Genomic DNA, 18,332 nt, shown 5'->3' with positions numbered 1-18,332 from the left:
ATTTACGTCTCTACAGTATGTCTTTATGCTAACTCAACCTTAGCGCCTTTTACATTTACCGGTTGCGGTACTTTTACGTAGTAGCCTGTGCCATCATAAACACGCTTGCGCGGATGTTCCTGGCAGGTGGCGCTGCAGCAGCCTTCCATGGTGGTGCCGCACTCATCGCACTGGGTGAAATGTTCGTTACACTCGGGGTTGGCGCAGTTGATCATCTTGTCGGTAGTTTGGCCGCAGTTGTAGCAGGTTGAAATGGTAACCGGGTTAACCGAGTTCACCTCAACCGAAAGACGGTTGTCAAACACATAACATTTACCGTCAAAATCTTCGCCGCCGGCTTCTTTGCCGTATTTAATGATGCCACCGTGCAACTGGTATACATCGCTAAAACCTTCGTGCAACAGTAAGGCCGATGCTTTTTCGCATTTAATACCGCCGGTGCAGTAGGTAATTACTTTTTTGTCTTTGTATTGCGCCAGCTCGTTGATCTTATCCGGGAAATCGCGGAAATTCTCAATGTCCAGCGTAATGGCGTTTTTAAATTTACCCAGGGCATGCTCATAGTTTGAGCGTACGTCCAGTATCACCACGTCTTCCTGGTCCTTCAAGGCCAAAAAGTCCTTAGGCTCCAGGTGTTTGCCGGTTTTGATTTGTGGGTTGATAATATTCGGATCGCGCAGGCCTGAGTGTACGATCTCGGTCTTATAACGCACATGCATCTTAACAAATGACGGGGTATCAACCTCATCAACTTTAAAGTCGATATCCGCAAAACGCGGGTCGGCATGCACGGTATCCATGTAAGCCTTACAAGCTTCAGGCGAACCTGAAACAGTGCCATTCAAACCTTCATCAGCCACAATAATGCGCCCGGTAAGATTTAATGATTTACAAAATTTTAAATGATCGGCAGCAAATTGCTCGCCATCGGCTATTGTTGAATAACAATAGTACAGTAGTGTATTGTATTGTGCCATAAAAATCATTGATGCCGCTGCAAACGGCGTTAAATGAGGCGCAAAGATAGTGATTTAGTTTTTAGTCGGAAAGTCTTTAGTCGGGAAGTCCGGAAGATGTTAAGTCAAAAATCTTTCAGACTTTCCGACTTTCGGACTTTCTGACTCCCTATCGTATACCATAAAATATCCTGATTCCTTGCAGATACTTTTTATCACCCATAAAGGATATACCATAATCCACCCTGAAGATGAAGCGTTGCAGGCCCACATACACCTCTGAATAGTTATTGTTACCACGTTCGGTAAGGTAGTTTACGCCGGCAATTTCTTCGAGCTTTAACTTGCGCATAAAGGGTACACGTTTAAGCAGCGCGCCCGAGAAGTTATGTTGATAATGCGCTTCTAAAAACGAGTTGGCGGTACTGTAAGTATAAAAGGGCAGAAAGTGAAAACTGCCCACATAAGTAGGATCAAACGTGGTACCCTGGTTACCCAGAAAATGGTTAAAATCCGGGTAGTAAATTGATTTTTTGGTTGGGAAAACGCCGCCGGTTATTTTGAATGATGAGTAACCGAACAAGCCAATACGAATGCGGTCCTGCTGAATATCGCCTGATACAAAATCATAGTTAATATCCGAGCTGAACAGGTTCGGGATACCTCTGCGGTAATTTAAGGTAAACGTTGGATATTTTGAAGGCAGCAACACCCTGCCGGTAGGGCGGGTAATGTATTGCTGATCGTAAGTAAACCTTACCGACCCTACAAAAGTAAGCGCTTCGTGCCGCGGGAACAATTCCGAGCGATCGTCTGCCGGGGCATTTGGTGCCGCTAACGGATTGTTGGAGGTATATTCCTTGTTCTTATTATCAAGCCAATGATTATACGAGTTATTAAACATTTGCGTACGGCGGGCAAAGTTAAGACCCAAATTTAGCAGTACACCGTTAGCTATTTCTCGCTGAAAGCCTGTATTTAAAAACTCAGAGCGATAGTATTTTACGTAGTTGTTTTCGCTTAATAAAGTACTCAGTGTGTTGAAATATAATGAGCGTGTGCCTACGTTGTTCAAATCCAGTACGTCGTTACCAATATCGAACATAAACATGCCCGAACGCCACGGGTTGTAATTGTAAATGGTATGCAAATTGGCGCTGAATAATTTGTTAGCTAAGCCATAACGCACTGCCGGCGATATACTGAAGTACCTGTAATCATCAAATACTTTGGTGTATTTTACCTTAAGGTTTGCGCCGTAACCTTCCACTGTATTGTAATACAGCGTTTGCAGGAAAGGAAATACATATAATGAATCCTTATTATTTCTACTCGTATAGGTATAACCAGTCACTACATAGGGTATTACATCTATACTGTTTTTGGCTTTATACAATGAATCAATATAGGGCTTGGTTTTTTGCAATGCCGCAAGACTATCCTTTTTCAAATAATCGCGTGCTTCCAAAGCAGTTGGGGGTACCGGGCGGGCTGCAATCCAGTAAGCACTGGTTTTGGTGTTTGATGTAGTGTCTATCTTCAATATCTCCCCGTCAAAATACTCGCGTTGTAAAGCCGGCTCAAATTTGTAGTTGTTGTAAAGGCCCAAATAATAGCCTGTAAACTTAAACCCAAGCACGCTACCTGCATAATCATACTGTATGGTGGTAGGCATCCAGCTATTGCCGCGTATAGGCACATATTGCTGGCTAATGCGCATGGTATCAACCAGGTTAAGGCGGTTAGCTTCTTTGGTTAAAAGCAGGTCAACAGCGTAAATGCGCCAGTCGCCGGCTACAATGTAAATATTGCCCCGGAACGCCTGCCCGTGTGCATGTTTGGGCAGCAGTTCTATTTTATGGATAGTACGACCATTCTCTACGCGCGTTCCTATCAACCGGTAGTTATAATGACTTAAAGCATAATCTGCCAAAGGCGAAACAAAACCTAATGAGCTTAGGCCCTCTATATAAAAAAAGTTATTGTAAAAATTAGCTTGTAGGTCTGACGCTTTGCTGTAGCTGAATGCCGGCGTTATACCCGCCGCTTTTTGCGCTATGGTAACTTCTTTAACATGATCAGGGCGCAGGTAAGAGAATGTAGACAAAGATTCCGACTGGTATAAAATACCCTTGCCGTTGCTATCCAGTTCAAGCACCTGTGCTACGCCGCTTTTAAGCAGTTTTTTTGGGGCGCTGATGAGACGCTGTACACCCTTAACATATACGTTACACGAGTACGAAGTAATCTCGTTACGGTAAAACCCGCGTTTGGCAATTACCTGCCGCATAATGTTTGTTGCCGCCGTGTCGCGGCTGCCTTTATCTTCTGCTTTTAATTCGCGTAGCGGAAATACTTCGTTCTCCAACTGGATATTTAAGCGTTCATTATCGCCGGTTATGGTTACCTTTTCAACACGCTCTTTAAAACCTACAAAACGGTAAATAATATCATAGTCGCCGGCGGTAAGTTTAAACTGGTAGCGCCCATCCTCATTACTGGTAGTACCATAGGTTGAATTGCGGATATATACCGATACAAATGATATTGGCGCGCCCTTGCTGTCGGTAATACGGCCTGATAAAACAAATTGCTGATCCTGCGCCTTTATAGTGAACCCGCTGAGTATTAAAAATATAATGAGTAAATATCGTTTCATAAGTCTCTGTATTAATAGAAGTTTATAGTTAAATGTTTGCACAGATACCTAATATTATTTTCGCTGTGCGGATTTAGCCTTAAAATGCCCGCGAATGCTTAATTTTGGGCTCCATAACTGATAAAATATGTATAAAACGCTACAACCGGTATTGCAGCAAGAGCTTACCGAAATTGAAAACGCTGGCCTTTACAAACGCGAACGTATCATCACCTCGCCGCAGGGTGCCGATATTACCGTGCAGGGCGGTAAAGAAGTTATAAACTTTTGCGCCAACAATTACCTGGGCCTGAGCGGCGATTTACGGGTAGTTGAAGCTGCCAAAAAAGCGATGGATACCCACGGCTACGGCCTGTCTTCCGTACGTTTTATTTGCGGTACGCAGGATATACATAAACAACTTGAACAAAAACTATCGGAGTTTTTAGGCACCGAAGATACCATACTATATGCCGCCGCGTTTGATGCCAATGGCGGTGTATTTGAGCCATTGTTTAATGATCAGGATGCCATTATATCTGATGAGCTGAACCACGCGTCAATTATTGACGGTGTGCGCCTGTGTAAAGCACAGCGCTATCGCTACAAGCATGATGACATGGCCGACCTGGAAGCCAAACTACAAGCTACTGTCCAGCTGCGTCACCGCATCATCGTTACCGATGGCGCTTTCTCTATGGACGGCACCATTGCCCAACTGGATAAAATTTGTGCCCTTGCCGAGCAGTATAACGCTTTGGTAATGATAGATGAGAGCCATTGCTCGGGCTTTATGGGCAAAACTGGTCGTGGTACGCATGAGCACCACAACGTAATGGGTAAAATTGATATTATTACCGGTACATTGGGCAAAGCTCTGGGCGGTGCTTCCGGTGGTTTTACATCCGGCCGTAAAGAAATTATTGATATGCTGCGCCAGCGTTCGCGCCCTTATTTGTTCAGCAACACCTTAGCCCCGGCAATTACCGGTGCATCTATAGCGGTGCTGGATATGTTGAGCGAAACAACCCAACTGCGCGATAAGCTGGAAAGCAATACCCAATACTTCCGCAAAGCCATGACGGAAGCCGGTTTTGATATTAAACCGGGCGTGCACCCTATAGTACCGGTTATGCTGTACGAAGCCAAATTGGCCCAGGAGTTTGCCGCCAAAATGCTGGACGAAGGTATTTACGTAATAGGTTTTTACTACCCGGTAGTACCACAAGGCAAGGCCCGTATCCGTGTGCAGATATCAGCCGCGCATAATAGGGAACATTTGGATAAAGCAATTGCGGCGTTTACCAAAGTTGGTAAGGAGTTGGGGGTGATTAAGTAAACCCTTTTGTCATTGCGAGGAACGAAGCAATCGCGAACAAGCTTTATCATTACTTTTTTGTATGCGATTGCCTCGCTATCGCTCGCAATGACAAATAATGTTAAATTTGCCTTTTGATCCCCTTTAGGGAAGAAATACAATAAGCTAATGCAAGATAAAATAGATCAATATACCGCCGAGATCAACGCCTTTTCGCCTGCTAACGCAGATGAACTGGAAGCATTTCGTATCAAGTTTTTAGGCACCAAAGGTTTAATTAAAGACCTGTTTGAGGAATTTAAATCTGTAGGCCCCGAAGAGAAACGCGTGTTTGGTAAAGTATTGAACCAGTTTAAACAACTGGCCGAAGCAAAACATGGCGAACTACAGGAAAGTTTTGCTGCGGTTGCCGATACCGGAAAGTCGGATATTGATATGACCCTGCCAGGCGATGGTTTTGAAACCGGCTCGCGCCACCCGCTTTCACTGGTGCGTAACGAGATCATTGATATTTTTAAACGTTTGGGTTTCGTAGTGGCTGAAGGTCCGGAGATTGAGGATGATTTTCATAACTTCTCGGCATTGAACTTCCCTGAAGAGCACCCGGCGCGCGATATGCAGGATACCTTCTTTATTAAAAAGAATAACGGTACAGATGATATCGCTTTGCGTACCCACACCTCTTCGGTACAGGTGCGTATGATGGAGCAGGGTAAACCACCGTTTCGCGCCATTATGCCGGGTCGTGTGTATCGTAACGAGGCTATTTCGGCCCGTGCGCATTGCTTTTTTCACCAGGTAGAGGGGTTATATATTGATGAGAATGTATCGTTTGCTGATCTGAAACAAACACTATATCACTTTGTGCAGGAATTATATGGCGAAGGTACGCAGGTGCGTTTCCGCCCGTCATACTTCCCGTTCACCGAGCCATCCGCCGAGATGGATGTATCATGCACCATTTGTAAAGGCGCTGGTTGTAACATGTGTAAATACAGCGGGTGGGTGGAGATTTTAGGCTGCGGCATGGTTGACCCTAACGTGTTGGAAAATTGCGGTATCGACAATAAAAAATACACCGGCTTTGCCTTTGGTATGGGTATGGAGCGTATTGCCAACCTGAAATACGTTATCCGCGATCTGCGCTTGTTTAGCGAGAATGATGAGCGTTTCCTGAACCAGTTTAAAACCGAAATTATATAACATATGCTGCGTAGGTTAACAGTTTTGGCATTGGTTGTTTTTGCATTTGCATCGTGCGGTAAAACCGGCGATATAGTGCCCAATGTATCTGTTAATATCCAGATAGCTAAAACAGATCCGCGTATAAGCGCCGTAAATAACATTGGTGGCGCGGTATTGTTAAATGGTGGCGTGGCCGGCATTATATTGTACCGAAGTGCCTCTAATGGCTATGTAGCTTACGACCGTTGCAGCGCCTACGAACCGCAAAAGAAATGCGCCGTTACGCTGGATAATCCTACGCTTACCGTTACCGATCCCTGCAGTGGTTCAAAATGGAGCCTGAATGATGGTACGCCGGTTAAAGCACCTGCGGTAAAATCACTCAAAATTTATAACGTAAGTACCACCGCTTACGAAATTTATATATCAAACTAATACATGGAAGCCGATAAAATAAAAGATAGCATAAAGCGGGCCGCGCAGGAGCTTTTTCGCAAATTCGGGTACCATAAAACCAGCGTTAACGAAATTGCCAAACGTGCGCGAATAGCGAAGGCAACCATTTACAAATATTTTGACAGCAAGGAGCATATATTACATACCCTGCTGATGAACTACATCAGGCTAAGCGTGGATGACCTGATACTGGCCAATACCAATGAAACAGATGAGGAAACCCGCCTGGGTAACCTTATTATGAAAACCTGCCGGTTGAGCTATACTGTTTGCAACGAATTTATCGGTTGGGATTTCATCCGCGAAAGCACCAACTCGCAGGATTTTTTAAAGAACCTGAGCAACGAATTGGAGGAAATGCTGATGGCTTCGTTCGTTCGTGTTATAGAGATCCGCAAGAATGATAATCACCACCAGCGCCTGCGTTTCCTCATTAAATGCAGCAAAAGCATTGTTTTCAGCTTCGCATTTACGTCGGTATCTGATTCCGATGTACGTAAAAACTTCGTATCCTTCCAAAAAGAGATTTTGCCATACCTGGTAAAAGCAGCTATAACAATTTAGCGTGAGTATTATTTAGCTTTGATAATGCGTGTTGTAACAGGCATAAAAAGTAAATTTTAACTTGCAAATTGACGTAACAAATTTGCTATATTTGATTAGCACCGCTTGTAAGGCAATGTTTTAAAGCGGTTTGTATGACCAGGTATAAACTCATTTTTAAAGCAAAACATACCCCTTAGATTTATGAAAGCTATAAAATTTACTATCGTAGCCTCTTTGTTATTGGCTGCTACGGCCTGTAAAAAAGGAAATAACGAAAACTCCTTCAGTGTAGACGAAGCTGCCGATATGGTATCGGGTTCTATTTCGCTAAATACATCTGGCTTTGTATCGGTTGCGGATAATATAAGCAGTAATGCGTTAACTTTAAGTTCGACAACGGCAAATGGGCCGGCGGTTAATGCTATAGGTTCGGGTAAGCAAGCCTGTGGTACTACGGTTACCGATAGCGTGAGTAATTCGGGCAGTAACGGTTCGGTTAGCTTTACTTCGTTTTATAAATACGCGCGTACGCTTACCTGTAATGCCAACAGCCAACCCGATAACCTGGTTAATAACATCACTTTTAAAGGTTCGTTTGATGGCCCGCGTTTAACATCAGCCGATAATGGCAACGCCAGCGTAAAAATTGCAGGATTAACCGCTAACGCTACCAATTTTGTAATAAACGGAACTTATAACCGCACCGGCGCATTTACATCAAAAGTTGGTGCCAAAGCAAGCGGTAACAGTATAGTGCTTATTAACGCTACAAACGTAATGTTAAGTAAACCGGCCCGCAACATAGTAGGGGGCACAGCTTCCGTAACCATATCAGGCAATACTAAAAAGGGGGCGTTTAACTACACAGGCAATGTGGTATTTACCGGTAACAACATGGCCACCTTAACCATAAGCGGAACAGTTTTCACCATAAACCTGCTTACCGGAGTTTATACCAAACAATAAAATTAAGATAGGGACTTATACAAAGGTCGATGCCATAGGTGTCGGCCTTTTTGTTTTAGTAAAGATCAGTGCGGCGGATGAACCCCCTCTTCGGCATGAACACCCTGGCTGACATTAACTTCGCTGTTGTTTTCGCCTGAATCTTTTTTAACGGTATCAATAGCTACGTTGTGGGGCTGCTCTTTGCGTGTGGTTACTGTATCAGCCTGGTTTTTCGGGGTGGCCTTGTTCCGGTCGCTGTCGCAGGCGGCTAATAGCAAACAGGTGCTAAATAACACTGCCGCGGCTGGTTTTGTTAAGTTTTTCATCGTGTATCTTCTTACAGTAATAACCAATATCAAAGTAATTTGATTTATGCGGGGCGGGAAATATATTGTTATGTCACCTAATGCCAGATTACCAGTGACCAAATGAGACAATGACCAAAACAGCCCCTAAACTTGTCGTTTTTGCAACCCACACAAATAAAATTATGCTGCTATATTTGTTTAAGCAAAAGCAAATCAATCACCTAAAATCATATAACGATCATGAAAACTACAAAAATTTTGTACTGGGTATGTACCGTACCCCTGCTGGCAATGATGCTATTTTCGGCCTATGGCAGCTTTGTACCTAATGAACAAGGTATAGCAGCTATGAAATGGATGGGCTATCCTTTTAACGTATTGGTTTTATTAGCTGTGTTTAAAATACTAGGCACAATAGCTTTACTTACGCCTGGTTTTCCACGGTTAAAAGAATGGGCCTACGCCGGTTTTACATTCGACCTTATCGGAGCAACCTACGCCATGATCATGGCCGGAGCCGCCTTTAAAGATTGGGCTTTCATGCTGATATTTATCATAATGGTATTTGGCTCGTACATTTGCTACCACAAATTAAAAGACGCAAAAACAGAATAATCTTCTACCCAAATTAGATGTTTAAACAAACGTCATTGTGCAGTTGAAGCATAATGGCGTTTTTTATTTGGTTTTTATTGAATAATTCAAAACCAAAGACAACCTTAAAGCGTATTTAACGTATTAAATGTTATTGATAGATCCCCCAATCTGTCGAGCCGATCCAATTTAAACTGTTATAAACCTTTAATTTGTTACGATATGGAAGCTAAAGACATTTTCACCGCATTATTAGCTATTCAGGACAAATACGCTTCTTACTTCAAAGCTAATCACAAAACAATTACCAACTACATTGAAATTAACTGGCAAAAGCCACTTAGCGTGCGTATTAACGATTGTGCCATGCCCCCAAAGCTGCGGCATGATATTGAGACAACGGTATTGTCAGTGATCAGAGATTAGTTGATTAGAGATTGGTTGATAAGTTATTTTGTGAAAAACTAATCACTGATCAACCAATCACTAATTACTAAATTCGCTTCGTGACCCGAACTAGCACCAGACCCAAACCCCGCGCAACGCGCAAACCCGCCACACGTAAAAAGAAGACTGCCGGCAAAGGCTGGCCCACCAGTTTAAAGGTTTTGGCAGCCGGGGTGCTGTTGGTTATACTATCGCCCTTTTATTACGGGTATGTGCTTAAAATGTTTAATGCCACCTGGCGCTGGGTGATGGATATTGGCGAACCAACAACCTATCGCCATTACCGCAGTTTCAGGGTTAATATACCGGTAAAGTACAAGTTGCACGGCATAGATGTATCATACGCCCAGGGCAAGATAGACTGGGCGCAGGTGGCCGCCATGGAAGAAGACAGCGTGCGCATACGCTTTGCTTTTATTAAAGCTACCGAAGGCCTGCTCACCACCGATCCTTATTTTAAACGCAATTGGCGCGAAGCCGCCAAGCAAGGTATAGCTTGCGGTCCCTACCATTTTTTCAGGCCCAAGAAGGATGGTTTATGGCAGGCGCGTTTCTTCCTGCAAAACGTAAAAATTGAGAAAGGCGACCTGCCCGCCGTGGTAGACATAGAAGTGCTGGATGGCGTGTCCCCCGAAAAAATGCGCCGCGAATTGAGTGCTTTCATTAATAAGGTACAAAAAGCTACAGGGGTAAAGCCCATCATCTACACCGGTATCAGCTTTTACCGCGACTACCTGAAAGGCCATTTTGACGAGTACCCCCTCTGGATAGCCCACTACTACAAAGAAGAACTAAACCTGCCGCCCGGCACTAACTGGTGGTTCTGGCAACACTCAGACCTGGCCCGTGTAAACGGCATTAACCACGATGTGGATTTTAACGCCTTTAAAGGCGATAGCTTGCAATTTGAACGGATGTTGGTTGATTAGATGTGCAAATATGCAAATGTGCGGATGTGCAAATGGTGGTCTGGTTATGTTTTAATGGGGTTACCGCTGTCCGCTTATTTCTAAATCAAACTATCATAAGCATATCTGCACACCCACACATATACTACATTTGCATTATTGATTAGTGCTTTGATTTACTGGAGTTTAGTGGTACACACCTTAACTAATACCCCGGTAATGAAGAAGTTCCTTTTACTGGCATTTTTAATGCCTTTTTTAGCCCTCGGCCAGTCCGCCCCTAAGCCCTCCAGCGGGCAAAATGCCATCGACAGCCTGCAACGACTGCTGGCCGCATCAAAAATTGATACCCAAAAAATAAACCTGCTCAACCAAATTGCCGATCGGTACATTAGCGCCCGATCCACCGAGGGCATTATATTATGCAACCGTGCTGTAGCCATGAGCCAGAAGTTTAACTACCCACTTGGTGAGGCCGACGCGTTGTACAACCGCGGGCAAATGTATTATAACCTGATAAAGTCTGATTCATCGCGTGCAGATTTTGAACAGGCTATTAAGTTATATACCAAGGTTAACAACCTGCGTGGCGTGGCCGGTTGTTATAACGAAATTGCGGTAATGCTGCGCACCCAGGGTAAAGCTAGCCAGGCCATTATTTACTTTCAGAAAGCGGCTGACATTTACGAAAAACTAAACGACCTGAACGGCGTGGCCAACGGACTGGTGTACATGGCCAACAATCACAACCAACTTAACGAGTATGATAAGGCCCTGGTTAAATACAAAAGGGCCTACGTGCTGCGCATGCAAATAAAAGCCTACAACAAGGCCGCCCAGGTGCTGGGTGGCATTGGCATGACCTACCGCAACAAGCAGCTAAAAGCTACCGATGATAAAAACTTTAAGCTGGCCATACATTATATGATGCGTGCCCGCGACCTGTTTATTAAGTACGACCATAAGCAAAACATAGCCCTTATTGATAAGGAAATTGGTGTTACCTACCAGTTTCAAAACCAGTTTGAGAACGCGCTTGTATACCTGCGCGAGGCCGAAGAGCGGTTTAAACAAATTGATTATCACCGCGAACAGGCGCATATTTATAAAGCCATTGCCTATTGTTACCTTAACCTGCGGCAGTTCACGGCGGCAAAAAAATGGTTTGAAAAAGGTTTGGCTGCCGCGATAGAGGAACACTACGAACAGCACATTACCGAATCGTACGAAGGTTTGTTTTACTACTACCGTGATATTAAAGATCCTGTACATGCGCTGGAGTATCACATTAAATGGATGGACGCTAAAGACACCGCCGCCGCCCGCAACAACTACCAGCACGTAGCCGAGCTGACCGAAAAATACGAAACCGAAAAAAAGGAGCAGCAAATAAAATTGCTGAACAACGAGAATACTATACAAAAGCTATCCATAAGCAAGCAGCAAACTACCATTGGTATAATTGCCGGTCTGCTGTTAACCTTGCTGCTGTTGGGGGGCTTATTGTATAATCGCGCCAAGCACAAGCAAAAAATTGAAATGCAGCGCCAGTTGCTTACACAGCAGGAGGAGCAAACCCGTGCCGTAATAAGCGCCGAGGAGAACGAACGCAAGCGCATAGCCAGCGATTTGCATGATGGGGTGGGTCAGCTTTTTTCGGCAGTTAAAATGAATTTAAGCGGATTGCTGGACAGGGTAACCATCACCCGTGACGAGGATCGTTTCCTGGCCGAAAAAACCCTGGCCCTGGTTGACGAAAGTTGTAAAGAAGTGCGCGTAATATCGCACCAGATGATGCCTAATATGCTGCTGCGATCAGGCATAGCATCGGATGTGAAGAGCTTTATTGAAAAGATAGATTCGGAACGCCTGAAGGTGAATGTAGAGGCTACCGGCTTTCAGGATAAGCTGGAAAGTAATGTGGAGATCGTGCTGTACCGCGTGATCCAGGAAACGGTGAACAACGTTATTAAACACTCGCGCGCCAGCACGCTTACCATCAAACTATTGCGCAGCGAAAACGGCATCAGCGCACAGGTAATTGATAACGGCGTAGGGTTTGATGCTAACGCCAAAGAGGCTTTTACGGGCATAGGCCTTAAAAACATAGCCACCCGTATTGAATACCTAAAAGGTTGGGTTGAGTATGATACCGCCCCGGGCAAGGGCACCGCAGTAAAAATTTGGGTGCCGGTGGTTTGATTAATGTGTGGATGTGCAGATATGTAAATGTGCAGATAGATCTACTTTTTGGCCAGCACCCCCGTGATCACACCGTAGGCATGCTCATAAATGGCTTCCAGGCGGTCGCGTTTCTTTTTGGCGCGGTTGCGGTGGGTTTGTTTTATATCCAGCAGATCTTTTTGCGGCAACGGGCATTCCATCATGTAGCCATACGCTGTAGGCGTACCGCCGTTGTGCTGCCAAAACTCGTCGTAATTAACCAGGTAGCTACGCTCGTACTGCGGTTCCCACGATAGTTGGTCAACCCCGTAAAGGCCCAGGATGCTTTTAATGTTCAGTATAACGCCGATAGCTTCCAGCACGGTAAGCAGCACGTGGGTCGGCATAATATCGCCAAAATGTTTTTTGGCTTCCTTAATATTCTCCAGGTGGGCGTTTATCTGCTGAAAGCGCGATATTACCATCACTTCTTTATCGGCAACGCCCAGGGTTTCGCCGCTGCTTATGGTGAAAGATAGTTGTGCTATAGTAGTGTTGCCATCCTTAAAATATAAAGAAAGCGAACCTTCCCGCTCGCGGTCTTCTGAGCCTGAGAGTATAAGTTTGTAATTCTCTTCGGCATAGCAAACAATACCGTCAATAAATAAATGCTTAAACTCGCCCGCCGGGAATCTTTCTTTCAGAAAAGTATAATGGTGACTTAATATATCGCGGCTTTTGCCCAGCGGTAACTTGGTTGATATGTATTTGCGAAGATAAAGCAGCGGGGTTTTAGGGTCCATCAGTTTATCATCGATAAAAGGTTGGAGTACGGCTTTAAGTTCTTTATGTTTTTTAACGTTATTGCTGAAAGAGCCCTCTAAAAAAAAGTATTTGGCAACTATGGCAAGTCGTTTTAATAATTTCATTTGTAGGATGAGATTTATGCCCTAATGATAGGGTTTTTAGCGCTCAAAAACAATAGAAAGGGGTAATTTAACCTATCCAGCACATTAAGTTTACCTGTTTAAGCTCCCATCTATCAGGTATGTAATAACTATGTTACAATTACTGACGGGGCTATATCTGGAGGATCTCATCCGCGGTGTATCTTGAATTATTCATGGCAATTCAATTTGATCAAATGTACAAAGGAAAAAGTATAGTTAATACGCCTCTCGCTGGTTCAAGTTTAGCGTAGCGTAACTTGGACCTATAATGTAGCAAGTTTTCAACTTGCGAATAGCGGTAATGTTAAGCAGAATGCTTAACACCTTTTAGGGCGAAGTTGCGCTTTATTAAACTTCGACCAGTGATAAAACAATAGCTTATTTAATCAAATAGTCACCTCTTTAAAATTTATAACTCACCATTTAAAATACAGGTACAGGTCTTGGCCATCATTTAAGACCGGAACATCTAAAACTAGGCTTGGCTTTTTTCCACGCTCAATTTGCTCGGTCAGTTCCTCGTTAAGTGCGATTCTATTGTCGCCCTCTATTATTTCAGCTCTATAGTTAGATGGAAATCTTTTTAATGGGAAAAAGATTTGCAGCCTGTAAGCTTCAGTGCCATTGTAGTATTTGCTAAAACAAAATGTTTCTTCAGACAATGGAAACACGTTTTCCATAATCGCTGATAGCTCGAGTAGCTTTCTAGCGCCGGCTTTAAGAGGTTTTTTAAACTCAACTTTTACCTCTGTTGTATCAGATATGTCAGCAACGGTAACTGTACCCATATTATGCTTTATCTGAGAATATTTTCCAGCAGGCAGAAATTGATATGTGTAAAAGCGCATACCATTAACAAGGCATGTTATGTATCGAGTTTGAGAAAATTTTGCTTTCTTACCATTTGCGAATATATCAATGGTAACGTGACTGTAACTAGTAGCAAAGGAGCTTGCTTCGTCTTTAGAATTACGTTTTTTCAATCGACGTAAATTTCTAATAACCATTGGTATTATTGGATAAATACCAACCCCAGCGCCAACAACACTAACACCAACAAACGACCACACAATTAATGGCGATGCTGATGATACTGTGGCGATGTAGGCGGATATGCTGCCACCCAGGGCAACAGTTAATGCCTTGTAAGCAGCAAATACATCTTTAGCGATGTTTAATAAGTCTGCTACATTCGAAATTGTAAATTTTGTTCCCATAATCTGTTATTTTGCGGTGGAGCCATCGAGTGCGGTATTACTCTCTGATGCCCTCCACCATTGGTTTGATCAATAGTTTGGAGATAGTTACTTTCGAATATCTGATAGCTAAATCCGAATTCGATTGACTGCGCACCAAATGCCTTGGTGTTAGCAGTAATTTTTTTTAATGTAGAATAGTTCATAGTGTCTTCTTTTGAACAAAAATGTTAGAGACTTTAATTGCGATTTTTAGGAAAGGTATTTACATGAAGTTACTCATAATCTTTAGAATAACAAATAGTTAACAAAAAAATACTGGATAATTCTTAAAGAGTATTAAAGTTGTATTTTGAGGTTACATAGGAAGTAAGATAAGTCGTGCAATCGTAATCAATTTGTTCCTCCCACCGCTCCCGCAAGCGTCCTCGCTTGTGGGCAAGGGCTAAGTAGTAAAGCGTTTAGGCAACTAAGCAAAAGCCACAAGCGAGGACGCTTGCGGCAGCATCAAGGACTAACCCCTTGCGTTAAGGATTGGAAGGGTTTAGCCACGACGAAGGAGTGGTCGCAGCGATAGCGGAGCCCTGGAAAGCCTGACCCCGCTTCTATCAGCGGGGAAACGCCCAAAGCCAAAAATACCCTCACTCATAATACGCATCCCACAATTTATTACGGAACTTATTGCCCGGATCAACCTGTTTTTTGAGGGCGAAAAATTGGGGTGCTTTGGGGTAGGCCTTTAAAAACTGCGCGGGAGTAGCGTGTATTTGGTAGGGCAGGTAATAGCTGCCGTTGTTGGCTATGGCCAGGTTAATGAGTTGGCGCGTAAAGGTGGCTACGTGTTGTTTTTGGGCTTCGGTGGTGCCTTGTTTGTAGTAGATGACGAAGGAGAAAACATCGGTGCGGGCCCAGGCCAGCAGGGTGCCCTCGTCGGCCGTGGTATGGCGTACGGAAATGTTCATGACGTTTACCTTGTTAGTTTTCAATACTTCGGCCATGCCGGTGCGGAACTGGTTGAAATTGGCCACGGGCACAAAATATTCCTGCAATACATAGGTGCTATGCCGGCGACTGCGAGGCTCCAACTCTTCGGCATTAGCGGCGGCTTCGTAATTGCGCGGGTGTATGGGTTGGTTGCGGTAGATTATGGGGTCGATAAGGTGTTGGCGCGTCCATTTACCCAGCGGGTGGTTGGCCACAATGCTGTATATAAAACGGTTAAAGCCGTAGCGGGGTTTTAGCGGGTCGAGGCGTTGCGTATCGGTCAGTGCCTTGTTGCTGCGCGTATAGGTTACGGCGCGCAGTTTGTTGTAGGCCCTAGGGTATAGGTCGGCATTGTGCAGCACTACAGCCGGGTTGCCTTTAATGTGGTTTAAAAACCAGGTTTGGTACTGGTGGGCATTCAGCACCGTATCGTGCCGCTGGAGCGGGGTGTTATCGGTAAGCAGCAGGGTAGCTTCGGTAATTACACCCAGCCCGCCGTAGCCGCCGATGGCGCCATAAAATAGCGGGGCGTTGTGTTGGGGGTCGGCGGTAACAACATTGCCATTGGCCAGCACCACTTTAATACTTTTAACGGTGCCCACAATGGGCCCTTCGCCAATATAGCGCCCGTGCACATTAACACTCAACGAGCCGCCAACCGTAAAATTATTATACGACTGCATAACCCGCACCGACAGCCCGGCGGTATCAATAACCCGCAACAACTTGCGCCAGGTAATGCCTGCCTGCACTGTAATTTCGCGCGCGGCGGGGTTGAAGTACAGCACGCTGTCGAACCGCGCATATCAATTTGTAAAGCGCCGTTGGTAGCCGTTTGCCCGCCCATGCTGTAGCGCGCGCCACCGATGGAAATGGGGCCGGTGCTGGCTTTTACGGCGGCAACAATATCGACAGTGGTGCGGGGTGTTAACACGCCGTTAACAACTATGGGGTTGAGGCCGCTTACATCATTAACCACCTGCGGGTTCTGTGCAATAGCGGCATAGCCAAGCAGCATGAATACGAAAAGCACAAACAGTTGGCGGATATACCTCATGGGCAGGTGTTAAGTTCGGGTGTTTTTATGGTTAGATGAAAGATAGCCCGCAAAAGTTACGCTGCGGGGTAAATTAGGCGAAAGGGTAATCAACCGGTTTACTGACAAAACAGCGCCACCAACAAATACAAGTACCTGGTAAATAAAGCTGTAGCGCGCTACACCGGGTGTAGCGGTGTAGCGTGCTACGCATACGGCGCTACACATGCGCCCCATCTGCACATCCGCATATCTGCACATCAAAAAATCATTACCTTTGCGCCAATGAGCAAAGGAGCAAAAAATCAGGTGTTCGAAAACCTGAACATTATTGATATTGCCGAGGAAGGCAAGGGTATTGGCAAGGCGGATGAGTTTGTGTTATTTGTTGAAAAAGCCGTACCCGGCGATGTGGTGGATGTGCAGGTTTACCGCAGCAAGAAGAATTTCGGCGAAGCCAAAATATTAAATATTAACAAACCGAGCGAGCATAGGGTGCAGCCTTTCTGCGAGCACTTTGGTACCTGCGGCGGCTGTAAATGGCAGCACATGACGTATGATGCTCAACTGCAATTCAAGCAAAAAACAGTGTCCGACGCGCTTACCCGCCTGGCCAAAATTGATGTGGGTGGTATGCTGCCCATTGTACCCTCGCCCGCCGACCGTTATTACCGTAACAAGCTTGAGTTTACCTTCAGCAACAAACGCTGGCTGTATGATGGCGAGAGCCGCGACGACGAGAGCCTGAACATGAACGCGCTGGGCTTTCACATCCCCGGCCGCTTTGACAAGATATTGGACGTGCAGCACTGTTACCTGCAAGCCGACCCAAGTAACGCCATTCGTAACCGCATAGATGAGTTTGCCAAACAGAACGGCTATAGCTATTACAATCTGCGTAACCATACCGGCGCGTTGCGTAACCTCATCATCCGCACCAGCTCAACCGGTGAGCTGATGGTGATCGTGGTATTTGCCTACCCAACACCCGAAGAGGTAGATAAGCTGATGACGATGGTGGAAGCTGAATTTCCGCAGATCACATCCTTGCTGTACATCCTGAACGAGAAAAAGAATGACACCATTTTCGATCAGGACGTAAAAGCCTGGAAAGGCCCGGATTACATTTATGAGGAGATGCTGGGGATAAAGTTCCGTATCGGTCCGAAATCATTCTATCAAACCAATAGCGTACAGGCGCTTCGCTTGTATGAAATAACCCGAGATTTCGCAGGTTTTACCGGCGATGAGCTGGTGTATGACCTGTACACCGGTGCCGGGACCATAGCCAATTTTGTGGCCCGCCATGTACGCGAGGTGGTAGGGGTTGAGTATGTGCCCAGCGCCATCGAGGACGCCAAAATTAACAGCGCCGTAAACGAAATTACCAACACCAAATTCTATGCGGGCGATATGAAAGATGTGCTTTCGGCAGAATTTGTGGCCGAACACGGCAAACCCGACGTGATCATAACCGACCCACCGCGCGCCGGCATGCACCCCGACGTGGTTGCCCGCCTGATGGAAATTGAGGCCGATAAAATAGTGTACGTAAGCTGTAACGTAGCCACGCAGGCACGAGACTTGCTGGTATTAAAAGAAAAATATGACACCGTGACCATTCAGCCGGTGGATATGTTTCCGCATACGCAGCATGTGGAAAATGTGGTGTTGTTGAAATTTAGGAAGTAGGAGGTAG

General features: G+C 45.0%; 18 protein-coding genes. 10 read left to right on the top strand and 8 right to left on the bottom strand.

Annotated elements, in window-relative coordinates; all coding sequences use genetic code 11:
• Window positions 1-23 precede the first annotated feature (23 nt).
• A complete protein-coding gene (gene trhO / locus AC59JT_RS12915; RefSeq protein ID WP_497399509.1) occupies window positions 24-977 on the bottom strand; it encodes an oxygen-dependent tRNA uridine(34) hydroxylase TrhO in 954 nt (317 codons plus the stop codon).
• Between the two features lie 148 nt (window positions 978-1,125).
• Complete coding sequence (locus tag AC59JT_RS12910; protein ID WP_497399507.1) at window positions 1,126-3,615, bottom strand: DUF5686 and carboxypeptidase regulatory-like domain-containing protein; 2,490 nt, start codon at window positions 3,613-3,615, stop codon at window positions 1,126-1,128.
• A gap of 127 nt (window positions 3,616-3,742) precedes the next feature.
• Between AC59JT_RS12910 and kbl the strand changes: the two genes are divergently transcribed.
• The 5 genes from kbl to AC59JT_RS12885 all read left to right on the top strand — a co-directional run bounded on the left by kbl (window position 3,743) and on the right by AC59JT_RS12885 (window position 8,065).
• Window positions 3,743-4,933: a glycine C-acetyltransferase gene (gene kbl / locus AC59JT_RS12905; protein WP_497399505.1), complete on the top strand. Its 1,191-nt coding sequence runs from the start codon at window positions 3,743-3,745 to the stop codon at window positions 4,931-4,933.
• 147 nt (window positions 4,934-5,080) lie between these two features.
• Window positions 5,081-6,115 (top strand): phenylalanine--tRNA ligase subunit alpha, encoded by a 1,035-nt coding sequence (gene pheS / locus AC59JT_RS12900; RefSeq protein ID WP_497399503.1) that lies wholly within the window; start codon window positions 5,081-5,083, stop codon window positions 6,113-6,115.
• 3 nt (window positions 6,116-6,118) lie between these two features.
• A complete protein-coding gene (locus tag AC59JT_RS12895) occupies window positions 6,119-6,532 on the top strand; it encodes a Rieske (2Fe-2S) protein (protein WP_497399501.1) in 414 nt (137 codons plus the stop codon).
• Window positions 6,533-6,535: 3 nt separating this feature from the next.
• Window positions 6,536-7,117 carry a TetR/AcrR family transcriptional regulator gene (locus tag AC59JT_RS12890; protein ID WP_497399499.1) on the top strand — a complete coding sequence of 194 codons (582 nt, stop codon included), beginning with the start codon at window positions 6,536-6,538 and terminating at the stop codon, window positions 7,115-7,117.
• A gap of 183 nt (window positions 7,118-7,300) precedes the next feature.
• Window positions 7,301-8,065, top strand: a complete 765-nt coding sequence (locus tag AC59JT_RS12885; RefSeq protein ID WP_497399496.1) for a hypothetical protein — start codon at window positions 7,301-7,303, stop codon at window positions 8,063-8,065.
• A 65-nt stretch (window positions 8,066-8,130) separates the two neighbouring features.
• On the opposite strand, the gene AC59JT_RS12880 is transcribed toward AC59JT_RS12885, so the two are convergent.
• Window positions 8,131-8,373 carry a hypothetical protein gene (locus AC59JT_RS12880; protein WP_497399494.1) on the bottom strand — a complete coding sequence of 81 codons (243 nt, stop codon included), beginning with the start codon at window positions 8,371-8,373 and terminating at the stop codon, window positions 8,131-8,133.
• 222 nt (window positions 8,374-8,595) lie between these two features.
• Here AC59JT_RS12880 and AC59JT_RS12875 point away from each other — a divergent pair, with 222 nt between their 5' ends.
• The 4 genes from AC59JT_RS12875 to AC59JT_RS12860 all read left to right on the top strand — a co-directional run bounded on the left by AC59JT_RS12875 (window position 8,596) and on the right by AC59JT_RS12860 (window position 12,506).
• Window positions 8,596-8,970 (top strand): DoxX family protein, encoded by a 375-nt coding sequence (locus tag AC59JT_RS12875; RefSeq protein WP_497399492.1) that lies wholly within the window; start codon window positions 8,596-8,598, stop codon window positions 8,968-8,970.
• A 201-nt stretch (window positions 8,971-9,171) separates the two neighbouring features.
• The gene (locus tag AC59JT_RS12870; protein WP_497399490.1) at window positions 9,172-9,375 is read left to right on the top strand and encodes a hypothetical protein; all 204 of its coding nucleotides are present in this window, start codon (window positions 9,172-9,174) and stop codon (window positions 9,373-9,375) included.
• Window positions 9,376-9,455: 80 nt separating this feature from the next.
• Complete coding sequence (locus AC59JT_RS12865; RefSeq protein WP_497399488.1) at window positions 9,456-10,325, top strand: glycoside hydrolase family 25 protein; 870 nt, start codon at window positions 9,456-9,458, stop codon at window positions 10,323-10,325.
• Window positions 10,326-10,523: 198 nt separating this feature from the next.
• Window positions 10,524-12,506, top strand: a complete 1,983-nt coding sequence (locus AC59JT_RS12860) for a tetratricopeptide repeat-containing sensor histidine kinase (protein WP_497399486.1) — start codon at window positions 10,524-10,526, stop codon at window positions 12,504-12,506.
• A 41-nt stretch (window positions 12,507-12,547) separates the two neighbouring features.
• On the opposite strand, the gene AC59JT_RS12855 is transcribed toward AC59JT_RS12860, so the two are convergent.
• The 5 genes from AC59JT_RS12855 to AC59JT_RS12835 form a co-directional block, all read right to left on the bottom strand.
• The gene (locus tag AC59JT_RS12855; RefSeq protein WP_497399484.1) at window positions 12,548-13,396 is read right to left on the bottom strand and encodes a DUF535 family protein; all 849 of its coding nucleotides are present in this window, start codon (window positions 13,394-13,396) and stop codon (window positions 12,548-12,550) included.
• 437 nt (window positions 13,397-13,833) lie between these two features.
• The gene (locus AC59JT_RS12850; protein WP_497399482.1) at window positions 13,834-14,634 is read right to left on the bottom strand and encodes a hypothetical protein; all 801 of its coding nucleotides are present in this window, start codon (window positions 14,632-14,634) and stop codon (window positions 13,834-13,836) included.
• Between the two features lie 620 nt (window positions 14,635-15,254).
• Entirely contained in the window at window positions 15,255-16,349 is a 1,095-nt protein-coding gene (locus AC59JT_RS12845) for an FAD-binding protein (protein WP_497399480.1), read from the bottom strand.
• The gene (locus AC59JT_RS12840; RefSeq protein ID WP_497399478.1) at window positions 16,241-16,654 is read right to left on the bottom strand and encodes a hypothetical protein; all 414 of its coding nucleotides are present in this window, start codon (window positions 16,652-16,654) and stop codon (window positions 16,241-16,243) included. Before AC59JT_RS12840 ends, AC59JT_RS12845 begins: the two co-directional genes overlap by 109 nt.
• A 9-nt stretch (window positions 16,655-16,663) precedes the next feature.
• On the bottom strand, window positions 16,664-16,894 hold the full coding sequence (locus AC59JT_RS12835; protein ID WP_497399477.1) for a hypothetical protein: 231 nt from the start codon (window positions 16,892-16,894) through the stop codon (window positions 16,664-16,666).
• A 24-nt stretch (window positions 16,895-16,918) separates the two neighbouring features.
• Here AC59JT_RS12835 and rlmD point away from each other — a divergent pair, with 24 nt between their 5' ends.
• Window positions 16,919-18,325, top strand: a complete 1,407-nt coding sequence (gene rlmD / locus AC59JT_RS12830) for a 23S rRNA (uracil(1939)-C(5))-methyltransferase RlmD (protein ID WP_497399475.1) — start codon at window positions 16,919-16,921, stop codon at window positions 18,323-18,325.
• Window positions 18,326-18,332: the final 7 nt, after the last annotated feature.

The sequence above is a fragment of the Mucilaginibacter sp. A3364 genome, assembly GCF_059690715.1.
This window is presented reverse-complemented; position numbering and strand designations above follow the sequence as displayed.